Source organism: Marinovum algicola, from assembly GCF_900109145.1.
Taxonomy (GTDB): Bacteria; Pseudomonadota; Alphaproteobacteria; order Rhodobacterales; family Rhodobacteraceae; genus Marinovum; species Marinovum algicola.
On the sequence record NZ_FNYY01000001.1, the window covers coordinates 61749 to 85845 of the forward strand.

General features: G+C 68.2%; 22 protein-coding genes. 15 read left to right on the top strand and 7 right to left on the bottom strand.

The window, feature by feature from the left end; genetic code table 11:
- Positions 1-140: 140 nt before the first annotated feature.
- The 3 genes from BMW90_RS00335 to BMW90_RS00345 all read right to left on the bottom strand — a co-directional run bounded on the left by BMW90_RS00335 (position 141) and on the right by BMW90_RS00345 (position 3503).
- A complete protein-coding gene (locus BMW90_RS00335; protein WP_074834252.1) occupies positions 141-1703 on the bottom strand; it encodes a putative bifunctional diguanylate cyclase/phosphodiesterase in 1563 nt (520 codons plus the stop codon).
- Positions 1704-1767: 64 nt separating this feature from the next.
- Complete coding sequence (ttcA, locus tag BMW90_RS00340) at positions 1768-2637, bottom strand: tRNA 2-thiocytidine(32) synthetase TtcA (RefSeq protein WP_048529664.1); 870 nt, start codon at positions 2635-2637, stop codon at positions 1768-1770.
- A gap of 44 nt (positions 2638-2681) precedes the next feature.
- Positions 2682-3503, bottom strand: coding sequence for an ABC transporter permease (locus tag BMW90_RS00345; protein WP_048529667.1), 822 nt, complete (start codon positions 3501-3503; stop codon positions 2682-2684).
- Between the two features lie 122 nt (positions 3504-3625).
- On the opposite strand from BMW90_RS00345, the gene BMW90_RS00350 reads away from it, so the two are divergent.
- From BMW90_RS00350 to recR, 5 genes are all read left to right on the top strand, one after another.
- Entirely contained in the window at positions 3626-4210 is a 585-nt protein-coding gene (locus BMW90_RS00350) for a GcrA family cell cycle regulator (RefSeq protein ID WP_074834253.1), read from the top strand.
- Between the two features lie 269 nt (positions 4211-4479).
- Complete coding sequence (locus BMW90_RS00355) at positions 4480-6246, top strand: DNA polymerase III subunit gamma/tau (RefSeq protein ID WP_074834255.1); 1767 nt, start codon at positions 4480-4482, stop codon at positions 6244-6246.
- Between the two features lie 181 nt (positions 6247-6427).
- Complete coding sequence (locus BMW90_RS00360; RefSeq protein WP_048529670.1) at positions 6428-6772, top strand: YbaB/EbfC family nucleoid-associated protein; 345 nt, start codon at positions 6428-6430, stop codon at positions 6770-6772.
- A 4-nt stretch (positions 6773-6776) separates the two neighbouring features.
- Positions 6777-7826 carry a TraB/GumN family protein gene (locus BMW90_RS00365; RefSeq protein WP_074834256.1) on the top strand — a complete coding sequence of 350 codons (1050 nt, stop codon included), beginning with the start codon at positions 6777-6779 and terminating at the stop codon, positions 7824-7826.
- Positions 7823-8416: a recombination mediator RecR gene (gene recR, locus BMW90_RS00370; RefSeq protein WP_048529673.1), complete on the top strand. Its 594-nt coding sequence runs from the start codon at positions 7823-7825 to the stop codon at positions 8414-8416. Before BMW90_RS00365 ends, recR begins: the two co-directional genes overlap by 4 nt.
- Positions 8417-8520: 104 nt before the next feature.
- On the opposite strand, the gene plsY is transcribed toward recR, so the two are convergent.
- From plsY to BMW90_RS00390, 4 genes are all read right to left on the bottom strand, one after another.
- Positions 8521-9129: a glycerol-3-phosphate 1-O-acyltransferase PlsY gene (gene plsY / locus BMW90_RS00375; protein ID WP_074834258.1), complete on the bottom strand. Its 609-nt coding sequence runs from the start codon at positions 9127-9129 to the stop codon at positions 8521-8523.
- Positions 9129-10409, bottom strand: a complete 1281-nt coding sequence (pyrC, locus tag BMW90_RS00380) for a dihydroorotase (RefSeq protein WP_074834260.1) — start codon at positions 10407-10409, stop codon at positions 9129-9131. Before pyrC ends, plsY begins: the two co-directional genes overlap by 1 nt.
- Before the next feature lie 153 nt (positions 10410-10562).
- A complete protein-coding gene (locus BMW90_RS00385) occupies positions 10563-11114 on the bottom strand; it encodes a hypothetical protein (RefSeq protein ID WP_074834261.1) in 552 nt (183 codons plus the stop codon).
- Positions 11111-12064, bottom strand: coding sequence for an aspartate carbamoyltransferase catalytic subunit (locus BMW90_RS00390; RefSeq protein WP_074834263.1), 954 nt, complete (start codon positions 12062-12064; stop codon positions 11111-11113). Before BMW90_RS00390 ends, BMW90_RS00385 begins: the two co-directional genes overlap by 4 nt.
- Before the next feature lie 167 nt (positions 12065-12231).
- On the opposite strand from BMW90_RS00390, the gene BMW90_RS00395 reads away from it, so the two are divergent.
- The 10 genes from BMW90_RS00395 (at position 12232) to BMW90_RS00440 (ending at position 24094) form a co-directional block, all read left to right on the top strand.
- Positions 12232-12996 (top strand): uracil-DNA glycosylase, encoded by a 765-nt coding sequence (locus BMW90_RS00395; protein ID WP_074834265.1) that lies wholly within the window; start codon positions 12232-12234, stop codon positions 12994-12996.
- A 21-nt stretch (positions 12997-13017) separates the two neighbouring features.
- Entirely contained in the window at positions 13018-13560 is a 543-nt protein-coding gene (moaB, locus tag BMW90_RS00400) for a molybdenum cofactor biosynthesis protein B (protein WP_074834267.1), read from the top strand.
- Positions 13561-13651: 91 nt separating this feature from the next.
- On the top strand, positions 13652-15109 hold the full coding sequence (locus tag BMW90_RS00405) for an efflux RND transporter periplasmic adaptor subunit (protein WP_074834821.1): 1458 nt from the start codon (positions 13652-13654) through the stop codon (positions 15107-15109).
- Between the two features lie 156 nt (positions 15110-15265).
- The gene (locus BMW90_RS00410; RefSeq protein ID WP_074834268.1) at positions 15266-18667 is read left to right on the top strand and encodes an efflux RND transporter permease subunit; all 3402 of its coding nucleotides are present in this window, start codon (positions 15266-15268) and stop codon (positions 18665-18667) included.
- A gap of 172 nt (positions 18668-18839) precedes the next feature.
- Positions 18840-19535, top strand: coding sequence for a protein TolQ (gene tolQ, locus BMW90_RS00415; RefSeq protein ID WP_048529687.1), 696 nt, complete (start codon positions 18840-18842; stop codon positions 19533-19535).
- A gap of 3 nt (positions 19536-19538) precedes the next feature.
- On the top strand, positions 19539-20015 hold the full coding sequence (tolR, locus tag BMW90_RS00420) for a protein TolR (protein ID WP_048529689.1): 477 nt from the start codon (positions 19539-19541) through the stop codon (positions 20013-20015).
- A 12-nt stretch (positions 20016-20027) separates the two neighbouring features.
- On the top strand, positions 20028-21260 hold the full coding sequence (locus tag BMW90_RS00425) for a cell envelope biogenesis protein TolA (protein WP_244526408.1): 1233 nt from the start codon (positions 20028-20030) through the stop codon (positions 21258-21260).
- Entirely contained in the window at positions 21257-22591 is a 1335-nt protein-coding gene (tolB, locus tag BMW90_RS00430) for a Tol-Pal system beta propeller repeat protein TolB (RefSeq protein ID WP_048529691.1), read from the top strand. Before BMW90_RS00425 ends, tolB begins: the two co-directional genes overlap by 4 nt.
- 98 nt (positions 22592-22689) lie before the next feature.
- Positions 22690-23214, top strand: coding sequence for a peptidoglycan-associated lipoprotein Pal (gene pal / locus BMW90_RS00435; RefSeq protein WP_074834270.1), 525 nt, complete (start codon positions 22690-22692; stop codon positions 23212-23214).
- A 43-nt stretch (positions 23215-23257) separates the two neighbouring features.
- Complete coding sequence (locus BMW90_RS00440) at positions 23258-24094, top strand: tetratricopeptide repeat protein (protein WP_170850482.1); 837 nt, start codon at positions 23258-23260, stop codon at positions 24092-24094.
- Positions 24095-24097 lie beyond the last annotated feature (3 nt).

The window sequence follows — 24097 nt, forward strand, 5'->3', positions numbered from 1 at the left end:
TCGTGCCGGGTTCAACCCTTGCGCGGCCCAAAGGTCAAGGGCAGAGTGGCACATTCCCTTGCGGTGCGGCCATTCGGGGCACCCCCGAAGGGACGACGGGCGCCGGGCGGGAGGCGTGTCAAAGGCCTTTGACGGCCGGTTCAGGGGCTCTTGCGCCGGGCCGGTCCGCGCAGGGGGGTGATCTCGGGCGGCGGGGCGATCCGCGCATTGTGATCGGTGATCCAGGCCGCCAGGTTCTCGGCCGGCATCGGCACGGCGATGCCGAAGCCCTGCACATGACCGCAGCCCATCTGCGACAGCAGGGCGTTCTCGCCCAGCGTCTCGACGCCTTCGGCCAGGGTGTCGAGGCCCAGTTTCTCGGCCATAGACAGGATCATCGTCACCATCCGCCGCTGCTCGGGGTCGGTGTCACATCTGACGATGAAGGAGCGATCGATCTTGAGCCGGTCGATGGCGAATCGCCGCAGGCTGGTGATCGAGGCATGGCCGGTGCCGAAATCGTCGAGGTCGATGGCGCAGCCCAGGGCCGCCAGATCGGCGATATTGCGCGCGACGATGTCATCCGGGGTGCCGGCCACCACATGTTCGAGGATCTCGATCGTCAGCCGGTCGGGGGCCAAGTTGAAACGGTCGATCTCCCACCGCAAGCGCTGGCCGAGCTTGGGGTTGCGCAGCTCGGTCTCGGTAAAGTTCACCCCCACTTGCGGAATGTCGAAGCCGTCGCGATCAAGATCGCGCAGCGTGGAGAGGGCATGAAACAGGATCACCTCGCCCAGCCGCTCCATCAGGCCGGCGGCCTCGAGCGCGGGCAGGAAATCGGCCGGCGGGATCAGCCCGCGCGCCGGGTGGCGCCAGCGGGCCAGCGCCTCGATACCGGAAATCCGGCCGGTCTCGGTACTGATCTGCGGCTGATACCAGGCGCAGATCTGGCCGTCGTCCAGCGCCCGCGCCACCTCGTCCCGCAGTGCCACGCGCTGAATGCGGTTGCGCTGAAGGTCGGGGGAAAAGGCGCGGATCGCCCCGGGCCCGTGGCGCCGGGCCTCATCCAGCGCGGCCACCGTGGCCTCGATCAGCCCGGCGCCGCTCTGGTCCGGCGCGCGGGCGGCGAGGCAGAAGCCGAGGCAGGCCGAGATATAGACCGGCGCGCGGTCGATCCTGACAGGCTCTTCGAGTTCGGCCTGCAAGCGCGCCGCCATCTGAACCGCGGTTTCGATGTCGATCCGCCGCAGCGGCGACAGCACGACGCCGATCCGCCAGTCGCCCAGCCGTACGAAGCTGTCGGAACCGCGCATCGCCGTGCGCAGCCGCGCCGCCAGCGTATCGGCCACCCGGTCGCAGGCCTCGCCGCCGAATCGCTCGGTCAGTTCGGCGCTGTCATCGACCTCGATCATGAAACAGACGGTGGTGTGGCCGGTGCTGCGGCAGTCGGCCAGAAGCGCCTCGAGCCTTTCGGCAAACCCCTCCTTGAGGCGCAGCCCGGTAACCGGATCGGTGCGCGCGGCGGGCCGCCCGGCGCGGCCGATCAGCACCGCCAGCCAGACCAGGGGCACGCCGATCGCCAGAAGGGCCAGAACCGGTTCGCCGCCAAGCCAGAACCCGCCCAGGGCCAGCGCCGGAAACATCGCCGGCAACAGCGGGCTGGCCGTCACATCATTCAGAACGCGCTGCGTGGCGCGCGCCATTCGCGGCTTGGAAACCGACATGGGCAATCCGTCCGAGCTTGTCTTGTCCGAGCTTCAGACTTAGCCGCGAGGGTTCACTCATGCGTTAACGCAAGTCAGGAACATTCCCGGAACTTGTTTCGAATTGTTCCGAATTTCGCATCAACCCGGCAAAATCGAACAACCCCGAATCAAGCAGATGCGAGGGCCGCGCGTTCATCAGCGCGCGAAACATCACCTGCCGCCGGCCCGGGCTGTTGCGTTCCCATCCGTCGAGGATCTGCTTGACCTGCTGGCGCTGCAACCCGTCCTGCGAGCCGCAGAGGTCGCAGGGAATGATGGGATAATTCAACGCCTTGGCAAATTTCTCGCAATCGGCCTCGGCAACAAAGGACAGCGGACGATAGACAAAGAGATCGCCCTCTTCGTTGACCAGCTTCGGCGGCATGGTCGCCAGGCGGCCGCCGTGAAACAAGTTCATGAAGAAGGTTTCGAGGATGTCGTCGCGATGATGGCCGAGCACCACGGCAGAACAGCCCTCTTCCCGCGCGATCCGGTAAAGATTGCCGCGCCGAAGCCGCGAGCAGAGCGCGCAATAGGTCCGCCCGGCCGGCACCTTGTCCTTTACGATGGAATAGGTGTCCTGATATTCGATCCGATGCGGAACCCCCATCTTTTCAAGGAATTCCGGCAGCACGGTCGCCGGGAAATTCGGCTGGCCCTGATCGAGGTTGCAGGCCAGAAGCTCGACCGGAAGAAGCCCGCGCCACTTCAGCTCGTGCAGCACCGCCAGCAGGGTATAACTGTCCTTGCCGCCGGAGAGGCAGACCAGCCATTTTGCGCCGCGCTCGACCATGCCGAATTGCTCGACCGCTTCGCGGGTCTGGCGCACGATTCGCTTGCGCAGCTTCTTGAACTCCGTCGAAGACGGGGCATCGGCAAAGAGCGGGTGAATGTCATCGGTGTTGTCGAACATGGGGCGGGTTTAGGCCTGCTGTCGCGGCGTGGCAAGCACCATGCTCAGGCCTTGAGCCTGGTGCCCCTGCGCAACATGTTCCAGGCCACCGCGGCCACCGCCACAACCGAAACCAGCGAGATCACCAGCCCCAGCGCCGGGGCGCTGTCCGACACGCCGATCATGCCGAACCGCACGCCGTCGATCAGATAGAACATCGGATTGAAGCGGGTGATCTCGTGCAGCACCGGCGGCAGCGCCTCGACCGAGTAGAAGGTGCCCGACAGAAAGGCCAGCGGGGTGACGATGAAATTGGTGATCGCCGCCATCTGGTCGAACTTCTGCGCATAGATCCCGGCGATGATCCCGAGGCCCGACAGGAAGGCTGCGCCCAGCACCCCGAAACACAAGGCCCAGAGCGGATGCGCCACGCCCAGCCCGAGCACCAGCCAGAGCCCGGCGGCGATCACCAGCGCCACCACCATGCCGCGCGCCACGCCGCCGGCGAAATAGCCCAGCACCAGTTCCATCGGCGACAGCGGTGGCATCAGCGTATCGACGATATTGCCCTGCACCTTGGAAATCATGATCGAGGAGGAGGTATTGGCAAAGGCGTTCTGGATCACCGTCATCATCAGGATCCCCGGCGCGATGAAATGGGTAAAGGGCACGCCCATCACATCGCCGCGCCGGGGGCCGATGGCGATCGAGAAAATCAGCAGGAACAGCCCCGCCGTCACCAGCGGCGCCAGAAGCGTCTGGGTCCAGACCGCCAGAAAGCGCTGGATCTCGCGCTGGCAGAGCGTCGCCAGCCCCAGCCAGTTCACCCGGCCAAAGCGGCGCATGCCCATCTCGGGGGTGGTTCCGGCCTGCATCGTCTCGCTCATGGCTGCCTCCTGCTTGCGATTCGCGGCCTTGTAACTCAGCCACCAGTGATTAAAATAGGCGCCACACAGAAATTCCCAGAGCGGCCCGCTGTCGAGGCCGCTTTTTCTCGTAAGGATGATCCATGGCCTGGACCGATGAACGCGTCGAATTGCTCAAGAAAATGTGGGGCGAAGGGCAGTCCGCAAGCCAGATCGCCAAGGAGCTGGGCGGCGTGACGCGCAATGCGGTGATAGGCAAGGTGCATCGCCTCGGCCTGTCCAACCGCGCCGGCGCCGGCACGGGCGCCGCGGCCAAGCCCGAGCCCGCCAAGGCACCGAAACCCGAAGCCAAGCCCAAGCCCGCCCCCAAGGCCGACACCCGGCCCAAGTCCGAACCGGTCCCCGCCACCGAAGAGCCCGCGGTGGCCAAGTCCGCCACCCCGGCGCGCCGTCAGATCATTCCGGCCGGCCAGCCGCTGCCGCCGCAGCCCTCGGCCAACGAGATCAGCCCCGAGGCGCTTGCCAAGGTCAGCGAGATCGAGAAGAAGGCCAAGCGGCTGTCGCTGATGGAGCTGACCGAACGCACCTGCAAATGGCCGGTGGGCGATCCCGCGACCGAGGATTTCTGGTTCTGCGGCCTGCCGGTGCAGCAGGGCAAACCCTATTGCGAGGCGCATGTCGGCGTGGCCTTTCAGCCGATGTCCTCGCGCCGCGACCGTCGGCGCTAGCGCGTGACTGCCCCGGGTGAGGTTGCAGGACGGCGCCGGGCGTTTGGCCCTTCGCGTCCCGGACCTGATCCGGGACCTCCCGGCCCGAAGCCCCGCACCCGGCCTGCCAGCGCCGCGCGCCCGATCCCGTCGCAGGGGCCCCTGATCAGGTCCGGGGCGTGCGCCGCCCCGATCCCGGCACCGGCTCTGCCCAACATCGGCTGGACCTCCGCGCCGGCAGGCAATAGCCTGACGGCCGACTTCTGCTCAGGACAGGAAAGACCGCGATCATGAGCGATCCGCAGCAGCCCGCCTATCAGGTTCTGGCCCGCAAGTACCGGCCCGAGACCTTTGCCGATCTGGTCGGGCAGGGCGCCATGGTGCGCACCCTCAAGAACGCCTTCGAGACCGGCCGCATCGCCCAGGCCTTCATGATGACCGGCATCCGCGGCACCGGCAAGACGACGACGGCGCGGATCATTGCCAAGGGAATGAACTGCATCGGCCTCGACGGCCACGGTGCGCCCACCACCGAGCCCTGCGGCCAGTGCGAACATTGCCTGGCGATTTCCGAGGGCCGGCACGTCGATGTGCTGGAAATGGACGCCGCCTCGAACACCGGCGTCGATGACATCCGTTCCACGGTGATCGACTCGGTGGCCTATGCGCCCTCGGCCGCGCGCTACAAGGTCTACATCATCGACGAAGTGCACATGCTGTCGAAATCGGCCTTCAACGCATTGCTGAAGACGCTTGAGGAACCGCCCGCGCATGTAAAGTTCATCTTTGCCACCACCGAGATCCGCAAGGTGCCGGTGACGGTGCTGTCGCGCTGCCAGCGCTTCGACCTGCGCCGGATCGAGCCCGAGGACATGATCGGCCTGCTGCGCCGCATCGCCACCGCCGAGACCGCCGAGATCGCCGAGGATGCGCTGGCGCTGATCACCCGCGCCGCCGAGGGCTCGGCCCGCGACGCGACCTCGCTGCTCGACCAGGCGATCAGCCACGGGGCAGGCGAGACAACCGCCGAACAGGTGCGCGCCATGCTGGGCCTGGCCGACCGCGGCCGGGTGATGGATCTCTTCGATCTGGTGATGAAAGGCGACGCCGCCGGCGCGCTGGCCGAGCTCTCGGCGCAATATGCCGATGGCGCCGATCCGATGGCGGTGCTGCGCGACCTGGCCGAGGTGACCCATTGGATCTCGGTGGTCAAGATCACGCCGGATGCCGCCGAAGATCCGACCATCGCCCCCGACGAACGCGCCCGTGGCCAGCAGATGGCGACCGACCTGCCGATGCGCGCGCTCAGCCGCATGTGGCAGATGTTGCTCAAGGCGATCGAGGAGGTGGCGCTGGCGCCCAATGCGATGATGGCGGCCGAGATGGCGCTGATTCGGCTGACCCATGTCGCCGACCTGCCCAGCCCCGAGGAGCTTGTGCGCAAGCTGGGCGAGGCCCCGGTGCCCTCGCCGCCCTCGGGCGGAGGCGGCGTGCCGACCGCCGGCAACGCCCGGACCGGTGCGCAGGGCCAGGCCATGTCCCGCGCCACCCATCCCGGCCCGTCCGGCCCCTCGGCCGCCGGCGGCAGCGCCGTCGTGGCCCTGGCCGCCGACCAGGCACTGGCGCGCTATCCGAGCTTCGAACATGTGATCGAGCTGATCCGCTCCAACCGCGACGTCAAGCTGCTGGTCGAGGTCGAGGCCGGCGTGCGCCTTGCCGCCTATCAGCCCGGCCGGATCGAGTTCACCCCGGCCGAGGGCGCCGCCCCCGACCTCGCCCAGCGTCTCGGCACCGCGCTGCAACGCTGGACCGGCAATCGCTGGGCGGTGACCCTGGTCAATGGCGCCAAGACGCCCACCATCGTCGAGACCCGCGACGCCGACCGCCTCGCGCTCGAGGCCAAGGCCGGCGAACACCCGCTGGTGCAGGCCGCGCTAGCCACCTTTCCCAAGGCCCGGATCACGGCGATCCACACCGCCCAGGCGGCCGAGGCCGAAGCCCAGGCCGAGGCCTTGCAGGAGGTCGAGGACGAATGGGATCCCTTCGAGGAAGACTGACCCCCGCCGCCGGGGACCGATCCTGGAATTCTTTTGTTTGAAACTACCGCGGGGGAGGCCGCAGGCCGGGGGCAGAGCCCGCCAGCTCTGCCGCAAACCCCTGGACGCCGCGGCCCGGCCCCTTGTCGCCGCCGGTTGCGCCCCGTATCTAACCCCCAAGCACACAGATGAGGAGCTCCCGATGTTCAAAGGTCTTGGCAATCTCGGCGACATGGCCGGGATGATGAAGAAGGCGCAGCAGATGCAGACCCGCATGGCCGAACTGCAAGACAACCTGCATTCGATGACGGTCACCGGCGAAAGCGGCGCAGGTCTGGTCAAGGCCACGGCCTCGGCCAAGGGCGAACTCAAGGGGCTCGACATCGATCCGTCGATCTTCAACGGCGATGACAAGGAAGTGGTCGAAGACCTGATCCTCGCCGCCATCAAGGACGCCCAGCAGCGCGCCACCCAGAAGGCCGAGGACGAGATGTCCAAGCTGACCGAGGAAATGGGCCTGCCCAAAGACATGAAACTGCCGTTCTGAGGCGATGACGGGCCGGGGCGTCATTCTGGGGCTGGCGGCGGCGCCGCTGCTGGGCGGCGGCGCGGCGCAAGCGCAGGACTGGGCCGATCACGCGCTCTGTAGCCCGGTCGAACCGGCGCTGCATGCCGGGGCGTTCGCGCCGGCCGATCTGGCCGGGCTCCGGGCGGCCGCGGCGGCGATCCCGCATGGCACCGGGCGGTTCTGGCGGGTGGTGGCCCCCTCGGGCGCGGTGTCGCATCTCTGGGGCACGATGCATTCCGCCGATCCCAGCATCCTCGCGCTGCCCGACCTGGTCGAGCAGCGCATTGCCGAGGCCCGGATCGTGGCCCTCGAGATCGATCCGGTCCTGCCCTCGCGCGCCGCCTTTGACGCCCGGCGGGTCAGGCGCGACTGGTACCGTCAGGACCGGCTCGACGGGCCGCCGGCGGGGCTGCATCCCGCGGTGCTGGACTGGATCCGTCAGCGCACAGAAGGGCTGGGCTGGGGGCGTGGCGCGCCCGAACGGCTGACCCCCGGCGCTCTGGCCGAGGTGCTCCTCTCCGATCCCTGCGACGATTTTTCCGCCGGCGTGCTGCCGGTTCAGGACGGCCGTATCCAGATGCTGGGGCTGATCGGCGGCGCCACGATCACTCCGCTGGAGCCGCGGGAGCGCATCCGCCAGTACCTCGACAGCCCCGGCAACGCGGATTTCGCGGTGGATTTCCTCAATGTCTACGGCGCCTATCTCGACCCCGCCACCAGCCGCGCGGAACGGGCCACCCGCATGGCGCTGTATCTCGCCGGCGAACTCGGCTTGATGCTGGCCTGGGACAAGGCCGTCGTGAGTGCGGTTCTGGAGGATGGTGGCGCCACCCTCGCGCGGGTCAACCGCGTGTTGCTCGACGCCCGCAATCAGGCCTTCATCGATACCGCACGCGCCAACCTGGCCGAGGGCGGGGTTTTTCTGGCGGTCGGCAGCTTTCACCTGCCGGGGCAGGCCGGGCTGATCGCGCGCCTGCGGCGCCAGGGGTTCACCGTCACCCGCATTCCGCTGCCCGGCGAGGCCTCCCCATGACCGCCACCCGCGACATCGATGCGCTGATCGAGCTGATGGCCAAGCTGCCCGGTCTCGGCCCGCGCTCGGCGCGCCGCGCGGTGCTGCACCTGATCCGCAAGCGCGGCCTGTTGATGACGCCGCTGGCCGACCTGATGAGCGAGGTTGCCGCCTCGGCCCGGGAATGCCTGAACTGCGGCAATATCGGCACCACCGACATCTGCGACATCTGCGAAAGCGAGAAACGCGGCAACGGCATGATCTGCGTGGTCGAGGACGTGGCCGATCTCTGGGCGATGGAGCGCTCGGGCGTATTCCGCGGCCGCTACCACGTGCTGGGTGGTACGCTCTCGGCGCTTGATGGCGTCGGCCCCGAGGACCTCTCGATCCCGCGGCTGGTGGACCGGATCTCGGCCGAAAGCGTCACCGAGGTGATCCTTGCGCTCAATGCCACCATCGACGGCCAGACCACCGCGCATTACATCGCCGACCAGCTCGAGGGCCGGGTGACGCTGACCTCGCTCGCCCAGGGCGTGCCGATCGGCGGCGAGCTCGATTACCTCGACGACGGCACCATCACCGCGGCGCTGAACGCCCGCAAGAGCCTGTAACCCGCCCCGGCCGCCGCGCCGGGGCCTCTTGTCGAATCGCGCCGGCGCTTGCGTTGTGAGCGCGGGATCCCGGGTCAGGCCCGGGACGCGAAGCGCCGGAAACCTCAGCTCTTCTTGCCGATGCGCGGCTCTTCGCCCTTCAGGATGCGGCGGATGTTGGCGTGGTGGCGCCCCCAGACGATCGCCGCCAGAACCAGACAGAGCATCACCATCGACGGGTAGCCCAGCCCCCAGGCCCAGGCCGGCGCCAGCGCCGCCGCCAGCAGCGCCGAGGCCGAGGAGATCCGGGTCAGCGCCGCGCCCGCCGCCCAGGTGGCGCAGGCCGCCAGCCCCAGCGGAAAGGCCAGACCGAGCAGCAACCCGAGGAATGTGGCGACGCCCTTGCCGCCCTTGAACCCCAGCCAGATGGGGAAACAATGGCCGAGAAAGGCCATGAGACCGGCCAGTTGCGCCGCATCTTCCGCCGCCAGCCAGCGGGCGATCAGCACCGCGATCGCCCCCTTGAAACTGTCGAGGATCAGCGTCGCCAGCGCCGCCGGCCTGTTGCCGGTGCGCAGCACATTGGTCGCGCCGATGTTGCCCGAGCCGATCTTGCGCAGATCGCCCAGACCCAGCAGGCGGGCGATCACCAGGCCAAAGGGCACCGAGCCCAGCAGATAGCCGATCAGCGCCCAGAGCAGCAGCCCGGCAAGGGTGGTTTCCAGGACCGGCATCAGGGCTCTCCGTAGACGCGGGCGCCGGCCACGAAGGTGGCCAGCACGCGGCCCTGCATGCGGGCGCCGTCAAAGGGGGTGTTCTTGGATTTCGAGTGCAGCTTGAAGCGGTCGAGCACAAAGGGCGCATGGGCATCGAACAGCACCAGGTCGGCCGGTGCCCCGGCGGCAAGCCGGCCGGCAGCGAGGCCCAGGCGCCGCGCCGGGGCGAGGCTGAGTGCCCGGAACAGCTGCGGCAGGGTCAGCGCCTCGGCGTGATAGAGCCGGAGCGCCGCCGGCAACAGGGTTTCCAGCGCCACCGCGCCGGCGGCCGCCTCTTCGAAGGGCAGGCGCTTGCTTTCCTCGTCCTGCGGCGTGTGCATCGAACAGATCACGTCGATCAGCCCGTCGCGCAGCGCTTCGATCATCGCCTGACGGTCGTCCTCGGCCCTAAGCGGCGGCTTGACCTTGAAGAAGGTGCGGTAATCGGCGACGTCCATCTCGTTCAGTGTCAGGTGATGGATCGAGATGCCGGCGGTGACGTCGAGCCCGTTGCGCTTGGCGCGTTGCAGCGCGGGCAGGGCGCGGGCGGTGGTGATCTGGTCGAAATGCGCCCGCACGCCGGTCATCTCGATCAGCGCGATGTCGCGGTCGAGGCCCATGCGCTCGGCCATCGCCGAGACCGCCGGCAACCCGCGCAAAGAGGCGAATTTTCCCGAGGTGGCCACCGCGCCGTCCGAGAGCACCGGTTCCTGCGGATGCAGCATGACCAGCGCGTCGAGCGAGCGGGCATACGTGAGCGCCCGGCTCAGCACCTTGGTGTTGCGGGTGACGGCATCGCAATCGGAGAACGCCACCGCGCCCGCGTCGAGCAGAAAGCCGATCTCGGCCATCTCGCGGCCCTGCCGGCCCTTGGTCAGCGCCGCCATGTGGCGGACATGCACCGATGCATCGGCCTGGGCGCGGCGAGCAACGAATTCGAGGCTCTCGGGGCTGTCGATGGCCTGCGTGGTGTCGGGGCGGGTGATCATCGTGGTCACGCCGCCGGCCGCCGCGGCCCGGCCAGCAGAGGCATAGCTCTCCTTGTGGCGCTCGCCCGGCTCGCAGACCTTGACGCCGATGTCGACGATCCCCGGTGCCAGGCATTTGCCCCGACAGTCCAGCACCTGCTCGATGCCCTGCGGCGCCGCGCCGTTGCCGCTGGCCGCGATCACCCCGTCACGGATGTGCAGCCAGCCGGGGGCATCACTGTCGGCTTCGGGGTCGATCAGCCGGGCGTGTGTCAGCAACAGGTCGGTCATCGCCTCACCCCGCGATCCAGATCATCACGCCGACCAGCGCAAACATCACCAGAAGCGCCACCGTGGCGACGCGGCCCGACATCTTGGGGTCCTTGGGTTCCTGCATCAGGCATCCTTTGCATGCGTGTCATTTGCTGCGCCGCCAAGCGGCTGTCAGGCCAGCGCCCAGAGCACCACGCCCAGCACCGCCATCGTCACCACGAGGCCGATGATCAGGCCGGGCCGCATCATCCGCGCCGCGGCGGCGGGCGGCGGCGGAGCGGCCGGCGGGGCCTCCGGTTCCGGCGGCCTGGCGCTCTCGGCGCGGGGTTTTTCCAGCGGTACCGGGTCGCGCGCCTCGCCGAAGGTGGCGATCCAGCGCAGCGGATGGGTGACGCGCAACTGCTGGCCGATCCGTTCGAAGGCGGCCGAGCGCATCACCATCACCCGCCCCTTGACCCGTTCGAGCTGGGCGCGGATCGGCGCCAGTTCCTCGTCGGGGATGCCATGGCCCTCGGCCAGGTAATCGGCCAGCGGCAGGCCGGAGAGGTCGTTCATGTCGAACAGATCGATATGGTCGGGATCGAGCGCGATGGCGCCGGTCTTCTGCTGGAGCGCGCGGGCCTCGTCATCAAGCAGGATCTGCGCCTCGTCGAGCGGCAGATCGACGGTAAAGACCCGCACCAGACCGTGTTCGTCCGAGGGTATTTCGAGGACGTCGCTCATGCCATGATCCCTTCTGTCGTGGTGGTGGCCGTCCTGTTGCGGACCAGCAGGTCCATCGCCGCCATGCGCACGGCCACGCCCATCTCGACCTGTTCCTGAATGACCGAGCGGTTGATGTCATCGGCGATCTCGCCGTCGATCTCGACGCCGCGGTTCATCGGGCCGGGGTGCATGACGATGGCGTCGGGTTTCGCATGGCTCAGCTTTTCGGCATCGAGCCCGTATCGGTGGTAATATTCCCGCTCGGAAGGGATGAAACCGCCGTCCATCCGCTCTTTCTGAAGCCGCAGCATCATCACCACATCGACATCCCTGAGACCTTCGCGCATGTCGTCATGGACCTCGACGCCGAAGTCGGCGATGCCGGCGGGCAGCAGGGTCGGCGGCCCCACCAGACGCACGCGGTTTTCCATCTTGCCGAGCAGCAGGATGTTGGAGCGCGCGACGCGGGAATGCGCGATGTCGCCGCAGATCGCGATATTGAGCCGGTGCAGCCGGCCCTTGGCCCGGCGGATGGTCAGCGCGTCCAGGAGCGCCTGCGTCGGGTGTTCGTGCCGCCCGTCGCCGGCGTTGAGCACCGCGCAATTGACCTTCTGCGCCAGCAGGTCCACCGCGCCGGAATGCGGATGGCGCACCACCAGAAGGTCGGGATGCATGGCGTTCAGCGTCAGCGCGGTGTCGATCAGCGTCTCGCCCTTCTTGATCGACGAGGCCTGCATCGCCATGTTCATCACATCGGCGCCAAGCCTCTGACCGGCCAGTTCGAAAGAGGCCTGGGTGCGGGTGGAATTCTCGAAGAACATGTTGATCTGGCTGCGCCCGGCCAGGGCGTCGCCGTGCCGTTTGCCGCGATTGAGCCGGACATAATCGTCGGCCAGATCGAGGAGCGTGGTGATCTCGGACGGGTGGAGCGGCTCGATGCCGAGAAGATGGCGCTGGGTAAAGGTCATGACCTGCTCCGGTTCGGGTTGGCTGCGGTTATAGGAGCGGGGGCGGATGCGTTCAATGGGGGCGCCTTGGGCTGGCGTCGGAATTGCGTATTTGTCAAAGAGAAGAAGCAGGGGCGGGTTTATTCGGACGTTTTCATTCGGGGGCCGGGCGGGATAGGATCGCGGTGATGGATTATTTCGAACACAAGAGCCTGCGGGCGGCGCTGGACTGGCAGATCGAGGCCGGGGTGCTCGACACCATCGGCGAGGAGCCAGTCGACCGCTATGCCGTGCCCGCCGCGCCCGCACAGCCCAAGCGGGCCGCAGTCGCCGGCGCCGCGCCGGCACAGTCCGCGGCGCCGGCCTGGGCCGATCCGGTGGCCGAGGCGCAGCGGATGGCGGCGGCCGCGCAGGATCTGGCCGGGCTTCAGGCGGCGATGGCGGCCTTTGACCATTGCGATCTCAAACGCGGCGCGCGCAATCTGGTGTTTTCCGACGGTGTGCCGGGGGCGCGGGTGATGATCGTGGGCGAGGCGCCGGGCCGCGACGAGGACCGGCAGGGCAAGCCATTTGTCGGCCGCGCCGGGCAGTTTCTCGACCGGATGCTGGCCGCCATCGGGCTGAGCCGCGACAGTTCGGTCTATATCACCAATGTATTGCCCTGGCGGCCGCCGCAGAACCGCGATCCCCTGCCTGCCGAGATAGCCATGATGCGGCCCTTCGTGGCGCGGCACGTGGCGCTGGCGCAGCCCGAATTTCTGGTGCTGATGGGCAATATCTCCTGTGACGCGGGCCTGGGCAAACGCGGCATCACCCGGCTGCGCGGCAGCTGGGCCGAAGCCTATGACACGCCCGCCCTGCCGATGTTCCACCCGGCCTATCTGCTGCGCCAGCCGCATCTCAAGCGCGAGGCCTGGGCCGATCTTCTGTCCCTCAAGGCCCGCCTCGGCTGAGCCAAAGACCTGCGAGACCCCATGCGCCCCATCGACGACAGCCGAGACTTCATTCCCGTCCGCATCGCCGTCCTGACGGTGAGCGACAGCCGCTCGCTGGCCGAGGACCGCTCCGGCGATGTCCTCGCCGCCCGGATCGAGGCGGCGGGGCATGTGGTGGCCTGTCGCAGGATCCTGCCGGATGAACGGGCTGAGATCGCGGCGCTGCTGCGCGACTGGAGCCGAGATGCAGAGGTCGATGTGGTGATCACCACCGGCGGCACCGGGCTGACCGGGCGCGACGTGACGGTCGAGGCACACCGCGATGTCTATGAAAAGGAGATCGAGGCTTTCGGCACGGTCTTCACCCATGTCTCGATGGCCAAGATCGGCACCTCCGCCGTGCAGAGCCGCGCCACCGGCGGGGTGGCGAACGGAACCTACATGTTTGCGCTGCCCGGCTCTCCGGGGGCCTGCAAGGACGCCTGGGATGAAATTCTGGCCTATCAGCTCGATTACCGGCACCGTCCCTGTAACTTTGTCGAGATTTTGCCGCGATTGACCGAGCATCAGCGACGGAAATAGCGGATAAGTCCGTATCACTGCCGAAGCGGTGCGTCCGGCGGCGCCGGAACGCCGCTGGCGACTTGTGTTCAACGATCAGGGGATGTCGCGCATGCGGTTCCTACGCCAGAGCCTGACCGGTCTGTTTCTGCTGTCGCTGACGCTGGGCCTTCTGGTCTATGCCGGCCTGCTGGTGCGCGAGGCCGTCGAGGCGCGGATGAGCCAGGAGCGGCGGGTGCCGGAGGCGCGCGAACGGGTGTTTGCCGTCAATGTGGTCGAGGCCGCACCGCAGACCGTGACCCCGGTGCTCACCGCCTTTGGCGAGGTGCAGAGCCGCCGTGCGCTCGAGGTGCGTGCCGCCAGCGCCGGCAAGATCGTCGATCTGGCCGAGACCTTCGAGGAAGGCGGCCAGGTGCGCGCGGGCGAATTGCTGGTGCAGATCGATCCCGGCGACGCCGAACTGGCGCTGAGCCGGGTGCAATCCGACATTCTCGATGCCCGGGCCGAACAGGCCGAGGCCGAGGCTGCGCTGCTGCTGGCGCGGGACGAGCTGCATTCGGCCGAGGAACAGGCGGCGTTGCGCGAAAAGGCCTATGATCGGCAGCGCGACCTGCTGAGCCGTGGCGTCGGCACCGCGGCCAGCGTCGAGACCGCCGAATTGGCGGCCTCGTCGGCGCGGCAATCGGTGCTCACCCGGCGCCAGGCGGTGGCCCAGGCCGAAAGCCGTGTCAGCCAGGCCGCCACTGCGCTGCAACGCGCCGAGATCGCTCTGGCCGAGGCGCAGCGGCGGCTGGACGACACCCGGATCGTGGCGCGTTTCGCCGGCACGCTGGCCGATGTGAACGCCACGCTGGGCCGGTTGGTGTCGAACAACGAGCAACTGGCGCGGCTGGTCGATCCGGCGGCGCTCGAGGTGTCGTTCCGGGTCTCGACCGCGCAATATGCCCGGTTGCTGGACGGCAGCGGCGCCCTGGCGCGCGCCCCGGTCCGGGTGACGCTGGATGTGCTGGGCACCGGGCTGGTCAGCGAGGGCGTGCTGGTGCGCGACAGCGCCGCCGTCGGCGAAGGCCAGACCGGCCGGCTGCTGTTTGCCCGGCTGGAGGCGGCGCGCGCGCTGAAGCCCGGCGATTTCGTCACCGTCGAGATCGAGGAACCGCCATTGGAGCGGGTGGTGCGGCTGCCGTCTTCGGCGCTGGATGCCGGTGGCCGGGTGCTGGTGCTGGACGCCGAGCAGCGGCTGGAAGAGCGGCCGGTCACCCTTCTGCGGCGCCAGGGGGATGACGTTCTGGTGCGTGCGCCCGATCTGGCGGGCCGCAGCGTGGTGGCGGAGCGCACGCCGCTGCTCGGTGCCGGAATCAAGGTGCGGGCCCTGCGGCCGGGCGCGGCGGCCGGGCCCGAGGAGCCCGAGATGCTGGAGCTGAGCGCTGAGCGGCGGGCGAAGATCCGCGCCTTTGTCGAGGCCAATGCGCGGATGCCGGACGAAGCCAAGGCGCGCATCCTCGCACAGCTCGAGCAGGAGAAGGTGCCGGCGCAGGTGGTGCGACGGATCGAGGAGCGGATGGGGGGCTGAGGCAATGATACGGGATACCAGCCGCCGCACCAGCGCCATGCAACGCCCCGCCGAGCCAAATCGCCGCCCCGGGGGGCGGGTCATGCCGAAGGCCTGCCTCTGGCATGACGATCGTGCGGTGGCCTGCGGCCGCGATTTCGCGCGGAGGATACCAGCATGACCCGCGATCTTCCGCCGGGCCCGGGCGGCATTCTCAGCTATTTCACCCGCCACCGCACGCTGGCCAACCTGCTGCTTGTCCTTCTGGTTGCCGCCGGTCTCATGGCGGCGCCCAACATGCGGGCGCAATTCTTTCCCGATGTCATCATCGACGAGGTTTCGGTCTCGGTGAACTGGGACGGGGCGGGGGCCGAGGATGTCGATGCCGCCATCGTGCAGATCCTCGAGCCGGCGCTGCTGGCCGTCGAAGGTGTCGAGAGCGCGCAATCCACCTCGCGCGAGGGCCGCGCCGCGATCGATCTCGAATTCGAACCGGGCTGGGACATGGCCCGCGCCGGCGACGATGTGCAGGCGGCGGTCGATGCGGTCTCGAACCTGCCGGAGGAGGCCGATGATCCCAGCGTCCGGCGGGGTGGCTGGCGGGACCGGGTGACCGACGTGGTGATCACCGGCCCGGTGGGTGTCGATCAGCTGGCCCGCTTCGCAGATGAAATGGTGGTGCGGCTTTTTGCCGAGGGCGTCACCCGCGCGACCATCCGGGGCCTCGCCGCGCCGCAGACCATTGTCGAGGTGCCTTCGGTGGCGCTGATCCGGCATGACGTCACCATGCGCCAGATCGCCGATGCCATCGCCGCCGAGGTCGATGCCGATCCGGCCGGCGATGTCACCAGCGCCAATACTCGGGTGCGCACCGGCGTCGAGAAACGGTCGGCCGATCAGATCGAGGCCATTGCCCTGCGCTCGAACGATGACGGCTCCAAGCTTACCATCGGGGATGTCGCCAGGGTCCGGGTTGAGGGCATCGACCGCGATCGGAGCTATTTCGTCGGCGAGAACCCGGCCATTTCGGTGCGCGTCGACCGCTCCAATCAAGGCGACGCCATCGAGATTCAGGACACCGTGGAAGCGGTGGCCGAAGCGCTCGAGGCGACGCTGCCCGCAGGCACCCGGATCGACCTGATCCGCACCCGCGCCGAGGCGATCACCGGGCGGCTCGACATCCTGCTCGACAACGGGTCGATGGGGCTGGCGCTGGTGCTGGCGCTGTTGTTTCTCTTTCTGAATGCCCGCATCGCCTTTTGGGTGGCGGCGGGCATTCCGGTGGCGATGGCGGCGACCATCGCCCTGATGTTCCTGGCCGGGCTGACGCTCAACATGATCTCGCTCTTTGCGCTGATCATCACGCTGGGCATCGTGGTCGACGATGCCATTGTCGTTGGCGAACATGCCGATTTCCGCTATCGCCGGCTGGGCGAAAGCCCGGTCGAGGCGGCAGAGAATGCCGCCCGGCGCATGGCGATGCCGGTCTTTGCCTCGACGCTGACCACGGTGATCGCCTTTTTCGGGCTCACCGCCATCTCAGGCCGCTTCGGCGACCTGATCTCCGACATTCCCTTTACCGTGATCGTGGTGCTGCTGGCCTCGTTGGTGGAATGTTTCCTGATCCTGCCCAACCACATGGCACATGCGCTGGTGCACCAGTCGAAAGAGCATTGGTACGACTGGCCGTCGCGCCAGGTCAATCGCGGCTTTCGCTGGGTGCGCGACGTGATCTTCCGCCGGATCATGGCCGTCGTCGTCTGGGCGCGCTACGCGGTTCTCGCCGGTGCGGTGGTGCTCCTGGCCAGCCAGGTGGCGCTCTTCATCCGGGGCGAGGTGCAATGGCGCTTCTTCAACGCGCCCGAGCGAAGCTCGGTCACCGGCAATTTCGCCATGGCGCCGGGCGCCACCCGCGAAGACACGCTGGAAATGATGCGCGAGATGCAGCGCGCCACCGAGGCGCTGGGCGCGGAATACGAGGCCGAACATGGCCGCAACCCGATCGATTATGTCATCGCCGAGATCGGCGGCAACGCCGGCCGCGGCCTGGCCGGCACCGACACCAAGGAGAGCTATCAGCTCGGCGCGATCTCGATCGAGCTGATCGATCCCGACCTCAGGCCCTATTCCAGCTTTCAGTTCGTGGCCGCGCTGCAAGACGCCGTGGGCCGCCATCCGATGCTGGAAACCGTAAGTTTTCGCGGCTGGCGCTCGGGCCCCGGTGGCGACGCGCTCGACTTGCAGTTCTATGGTGCCTCCGCCGAGGTGCTCAAGGGCGCCTCGGAAGACCTGAAGGCGGCGCTGGCGCGCTTCCCCGAGGTTTCGGCGGTCGAGGACAACCTGGCTTACGACAAGGAAGAGCTGATCCTCGAGCTGACCGCCCAGGGCCAGGCGCTGGGCTTTACCATCGACGGGCTGGGCACGGTGCTGCGGCACCGGCTGGGCGGCATCGAGGCGGCGACCTATCCCGACGGGCCGCGCTCGGCCGCGATCCGGGTGGAGCTGCCCGAAGGCGAACTGACCGCCGATTTCCTTGAACGCACCCAGCTCCGTGCGGCCTCGGGCGCCTATGTGCCGCTGGCCGATATCGTCAGCGTCGCGCGGCGCACCGGCTTTTCCACCGTGCGGCGCGAGAACGGCATCAGGCTGATTTCGGTCACCGGCGACATCTCCGAGGATGATCCGGCGCGGGCACAGGAGATCCAGGAGGTGCTCGAGGCCGAGATCCTGCCGAAGATCGCCGAAGAGCGGCAGGTGGATTACCGGCTCTCCGGCCTATCCGAGCAGGAGAACGACTTTCTCAACGATGCCCGCACCGGGCTGATCCTCGTGCTGCTGGGCATCTATCTCGTGTTGTCCTGGGTCTTTGCCAGCTGGACCCGGCCGCTGGTGGTGATGTCGATCATTCCCTTCGGTCTGGTCGGCACGATCTATGGCCACAATTACTGGGACGTGCCGCTGAGCATGTTCACCGTGGTCGGAATGCTGGGGATGACCGGGATCATCATCAACGATTCGATCGTTCTGGTCTCGACCATCGATGACTACGCCAGGGACCGGGGCCTCGTGCCCTCGATCATCGAAGGCGCCGCCGACCGGCTGCGGCCGGTGATGCTGACCACGCTGACCACGGTGCTGGGGCTGGCGCCGCTGTTGTTCGAGAAATCCTCGCAGGCGCAATTCCTCAAGCCGACGGTGATCACCCTGGTCTATGGCCTGGGCTTCGGCATGGGACTTGTGTTGCTGGTGGTGCCGGCGCTGATTGCCATCCAGCAGGACCTTGGGCGGATCCATGCCACCCTGCGGCGCGGCTGGCGGTTCCGCGCGGCGCCGATCCGGGCGCTGCTCGTGCTGGCGACGCTGGCGGTCCTCGGCTGGCTGGCGGCGACCATGGGCGCGGTGGTGGTCACCGGCGCGCTGCCCGAGGCGCTGGCGACGCTCGTGCCGGAGGCGCTTGGGCAGGGGCTGGGCGCGGCATTCGTGCTCTATCTGGCGGGGGCGGCGTTGCTGGCGCTTGTCGCCTATGCGCTGGCCGCGCTCTCGCTGACGCTGGCCCGGAGGCGGCGCGGCGCGGCCTGATCACGGCGCCCGGGGGATGTTACAGCGGCTTGGCAAATATCCGCCAGCCGGCACGACATTCCCATGACAATGCCCCTCTGCTGACGCCTTCGTGTTGGCTTTCCCCCTTTCTTTCCGCTACGCTCGCGCTCAATTGGGCCGCAGAGAAACGGCCATAACAAAGAGCAGGCTGATGGAAACAGAGACCCTCGCGCTCGCACAGGAGATCGATTTCTCCATGTGGGGCCTTTTCGCCCGTGCGACCCTGACCGTGAAGCTGGTGATGATCGCGCTGATCGTGGCAAGCTTCTGGTCGTGGGCGATTATCGTCTACAATCTGGCCACCTATCGCCGCGCCAAGCGCGAGGCGCGCCGCTTTGACCGCGCCTTCTGGTCCGGCGAGCCGCTCGACGAGCTGTTCGAGCAGATGGGGCCGGGGCCCAAGGGGCGCGCCCAGCGGGTGTTTGCCGCCGGCATGCTGGAATGGCGCCGCTCGCACCGCGAGGACGGCGGGCTGATCCCCGGCGCCCAGGCCCGCATCGACCGCTCGATGAATGTCGCCATCGCCCAGGTCAGCGACGAGTTGCAGAACGGCCTTTCGGTGCTGGCCACCGTCGGCTCGACCGCGCCTTTCGTCGGCCTCTTCGGCACCGTCTGGGGCATCATGAACGCCTTTGTCGAGATCGCCGAGCAGCAGAATACCTCGCTCGCCGTCGTGGCCCCCGGCATCGCCGAGGCGCTGCTGGCCACCGGGCTGGGGCTTCTGGCGGCGATCCCGGCGGTGATCTTCTACAACAAGCTGAGCGCGGATGCGGACCGGATCCTGTCGGGCTACGAAAGCTTTGCCGACGAATTCGCCACCATCCTCAGCCGCCAGTTGGACAGCTAGGCCATGGGCGCGCATATCGTCAAACCGGGCGGTGGCGGCTCGGGCCGCAGACGGCGCAGGGGCGGGGCCAAGCCGATGTCCGAAATCAACGTCACGCCCTTTGTCGACGTGATGCTGGTGCTGCTGATCATCTTCATGGTCTCGGCGCCGCTGTTGACCGTGGGCGTGCCGGTCGAGCTGCCCAAGAGCGCGGCGAGCGCCCTGGCGGCGGATTCGGAAGAGCCGCTGACCGTGACACTGACCGCCGAGGGCGGCATCATGATCCAGACCACCGAGACGCCCTCGGACGAGCTGGTCGGCAAGCTGCGCGCCATCGCCCAGGAACGGACCAGCGACCGGGTGTTCCTGCGCGCCGACGGGGCGGTGCCCTATGCCCAGGTGATGGAGGTCATGGGGGCGCTCAATGCCGGCGGCTTTTCCAACATCGGGCTGGTGACCGATACCGGCGGGCCACGGCTCGACGGGCAGGACGAAGGCTAGGCCGGGTTCGCCGTGAGCGCTGATCAGGATATCCCCGAAGCGGGCCGCCGCAGGCTTCACTTCGGCTATTACGTGTCGGGTGCGGCGCATGTCGGGCTGATCGGCTGGCTGCTGATCGGGCCGTTGTTCGAGGTCGAGCCGCTGCCCTTCGACGTGACCAGCGTGACCACCATCAGCGAAGCGGACTACGCCGCGCTGACCGGGCAGGACACGCCGGAAGACGCCACGCCTGAGGTTGCCCCCGCGGTGCCCGACGCGCCGGAAGAACCCGCGCCGCCCGCCGCCGAGGATACGCCGCCGCCGGCCCCGGTCGAGGAACCGCCGGCCCCGGTGACGCCGCCGGAGCCGGTCGAAGAGCCGCCGGCCCCCGCGCCGGAGACCCTGCCTGACGTGCCCGAGCCGCCGGCGCCGGTGCTGAGCGAACCAGACGACATTCCGCCGCCCGAACCGGCGCCGCCGGCCGACGAGGATGTGGCCGTGGTGCTGCCCGAGGTCTCGCAACGGCCGCAGCCCCGGCCGGCGCCGCGCGTCGCGCCGGAACCGGTGGCGCCGCCGGAGCCCGAGGTCGCGATCGAGGACACCACCCGGGATGCGGTGGTGGCCGAAGAGGACAGCCCGACGCCGGAGCCGCAGGAAGAGCAGGAGGCCACCGCCGAGGAGGAGGCCACCAGCGAGATCGTCACCGAGGCCGCCGAGACGCCTTCGGGCGCGCCCGAACGCTCGGTGCGTCCGCGGGGCCGCCCGCCGGCGCCGCCGGCCGTGGCCGAAGCGCCGCAGGAAAGCCCGGAAACGCCGCGGCAGGCCCCGGCACCGGCCGACGATCCGGCGCCCGCCGCCGACGGCACCGCCGATGCGGTGGCCGATGCTCTGGCCGAGGCGCTGGGCGGCGGCGACACGCCGGCACCGGCGCCCACGGCCGCCAGCGGCCCGCCGCTCACCGCCGGCGAGCGCGAGAACCTGCGCCTGGCGGTGCAGGATTGCTGGGTCGTGGATGTCGGCTCTGCCGCCGCCCGGGTGACGGTGGTGGTCTCGATGGAGATGGAGCAATCCGGCCGCGTCATCACCAGCTCGATCCGGCTGACCGGCAGCGAAGGCGGAGACGCACGGGCCACTGAAGTGGCCTTTCAGGCCGCCAGACGCGCGATTATCCGCTGTCAGAAGGACGGCTATGAACTGCCGGTCGACAAATACGACCAATGGCGGCAAATCGAGATGACCTTTAATCCCGAGAAGGTAAGCAGATGAGTGTAAACCACCGAGTGACCCAGGTTTTGACCGCCTTGACCGCCGCGCTGGCCCTGCTGTTGGCCCTGCCCGCCCAGGCCGCGCCGCTGCGGATCGAGATCACCGAGGGGGTTGTCGAACCCTTGCCCTTTGCCGTGCCCGATTTCATCCCCGAAACCGCCGCCGCCGGCGAATGGGGCGGCAAGCTGGCGCAGGTGGTGGCCGACGACCTCAACGGCACCGGGCTGTTCATCCAGACACCGCAGGATGCCTTCATCTCGCGGCCCACCAGCTTTGCCGCACCGGTGCAATACAACGACTGGAAGGCGATCAATGTCCAGGCGCTGATCATGGGGGCGGTCTCGGTCGCCGACAATGGCCAGCTGACGGTGAAATTCCGAGTCTATGACGTGTTTTCCGGCCAGGAGCTGGGCAAGGGCCTGCAATTCCAGGGCACCACAGAAGGCTGGCGGCGCATGGCGCACAAGGTGGCCGATGCGGTCTACAGCCGGATCACCGGCGAGAGCGGCTATTTCGACAGCCGCGTGGTCTATGTCAGCGAAACCGGCCCCAAGGACGACCGCAAGAAGCGGCTGGCGATCATGGATTACGACGGGGCCAACGTGCAGTACCTGACCGACAGTTCGTCGATCGTGCTGGCGCCACGGTTCTCTCCCACCGGCGACCGGGTGCTCTATACCTCCTACGCCACCGGCTTTCCGCGCATCCATGTGCTCGATGTCGGCAACACCCAGAGCCGCATCCTCGAGAGCCAGACCGGGGTGATGTCCTTTGCGCCGCGCTTTGCGCCGAACGGGCAGACGGCGGTGTTTTCAATCTCGGAAGGCTCGAACACCGATATTTTCACCATGGACCTGGCCTCGGGCGCGACCACGCGGCTGACCAACACTCCGGCGATCGAGACCGCGCCATCCTATAGCCCCGACGGCAGCCGAATCGTCTTCGAAAGCGACCGTTCGGGCAGCCAGCAGCTCTACATCATGCCGGCCGGCGGCGGCGAGGCCGAGCGCATCTCCTTCGGGCCCGGCCGCTATGGCACGCCGGTCTGGTCGCCGCGCGGCGACCTGATCGCCTTTACCAAACAGCACAAGGGCCGGTTCCATATCGGCGTGATGCGCACCGACGGCAGCGAAGAGCGGCTGCTCACCGCCTCGTTTCTTGACGAGGGCCCGACCTGGGCGCCCAATGGCCGGGTGATCATGTTCACCCGCGAAACCCAGGGCGCCAGCGGGCAGGCCAGCCTCTATTCGGTCGATGTCTCGGGGCGCAGCCTGCGGCGGGTGCGCACCCCCGATGCGGCCTCGGACCCGAGCTGGGGGCCGTTGCAATAGGCCGGTCGCGGGATCGGCAATTAGGATGTCAAGGCGGGCAGGCATATGTTAGGCTCGCAGGCAACAATGGCGAAATGCCACGGAGCAGGACAGGAATCATGACACATCTCACCAAGATCGCGCTTCTCTTGGGCGCTTTGGCCGTTTCGGCCTGTACCAATGCCGGCCGCTTCGGTCAGGACGATCCGCGGCTCGACGGCAGCGCCGGTGCGGGCGCCGGAGCGGGTTTTGTGCCCGGTGGCGCCGGCGATCCCTCGAGCCCGGCCTATTTCCAGCAGGCGATCGGCGACCGGGTGCTGTTTCTCGTCGATCAGTCGTCGCTGACCGCCGAGGCGCAGGCGACGCTGGACCAGCAGGCCGAATGGCTGCTGACCAACAGCGATTATCAGGCGGTGATCGAGGGTCATGCCGACGAGCAGGGCACCCGCGAATACAACCTCGCGCTCGGCGGCCGCCGGGCCAATGCGGTGCGCGAGTACCTGATCTCCCGGGGTGTGCCGGCCAGCCGTCTGCGGTTTGTCAGCTATGGCAAGGAACGCCCGATCGAGATCTGTTCGGATGAAAGCTGTTATGCCAAGAACCGCCGCGCGGTGACGGTGATTGCCGGCAGCGCGGTCAGCTGAGGCCGGCACGCTGGGACAAGGCCCCCCGGGGCAGGAGAGGATGATGCGACTTCTGGTGCGATTTGTTGTGATCTTCGGGCTGGGCCTGTCGCTGACGCTGTCGGCGGCGGCGCAGGACAGGGCCGAGACGCTGGCCGATATCCGGCAGGATCTGACGCTTCTGAACATCGAGGTGAAACGCCTGCGGCGCGAGCTGTCGACCACTGGCGGCTCGGATGTCTCGGCCGGCAGCGGCACGCTGCTCGACCGGGTGCAGGTGATCGAGGCCGAACTGTCGCGGCTCACCGGCAAGACCGAGGAGCTGGAATATCGCATCGACCGGATCGTGACCGACGGCACCAACCGGATCGGCGATCTCGAGTTCCGGCTGGTCGAGCTGGAAGGCGGCGACGTGGGCGCCCTGGGCGAGACCTCGACCCTGGGCGGCGAGGAGGTGGCGACACCGGCCGCGCCGCAGCCGATCGCGCCGCCCGAAGGCGAGGGCCCGGCGCTGGCGATGAGCGAGGAAGAGGATTTCCGCCGCGCCGAAGAGGCGCTGGCCGCCGGCGATTATCAGCGCGCCGCCGAGCTTTTCGGCACCTTCAACGAGACTTATCCCGGCGGGCCGCTGGGCCCCGGCGCCTTGCTCGGACGCGGCGAGGCGCTGGAGAAGATGGGCAATACCAAGGAGGCGGCCCGGGCCTATCTCGACGCCTATTCGCTGGCCCGCGACGCTCAGGCCACGGCGGCGCCGGCGCTGCTGAACCTGGGCCGGGCGCTGGCCTCGCTGGGCCAGAACGACGCCGCCTGTCAGATGCTGGCCGAGATCGCGCCGCGGTTTCCTTCGGCGACCGAGCTGACCGAGGCGCAGACCGAGATGGGCCGGCTGGGCTGTTCCTGACCG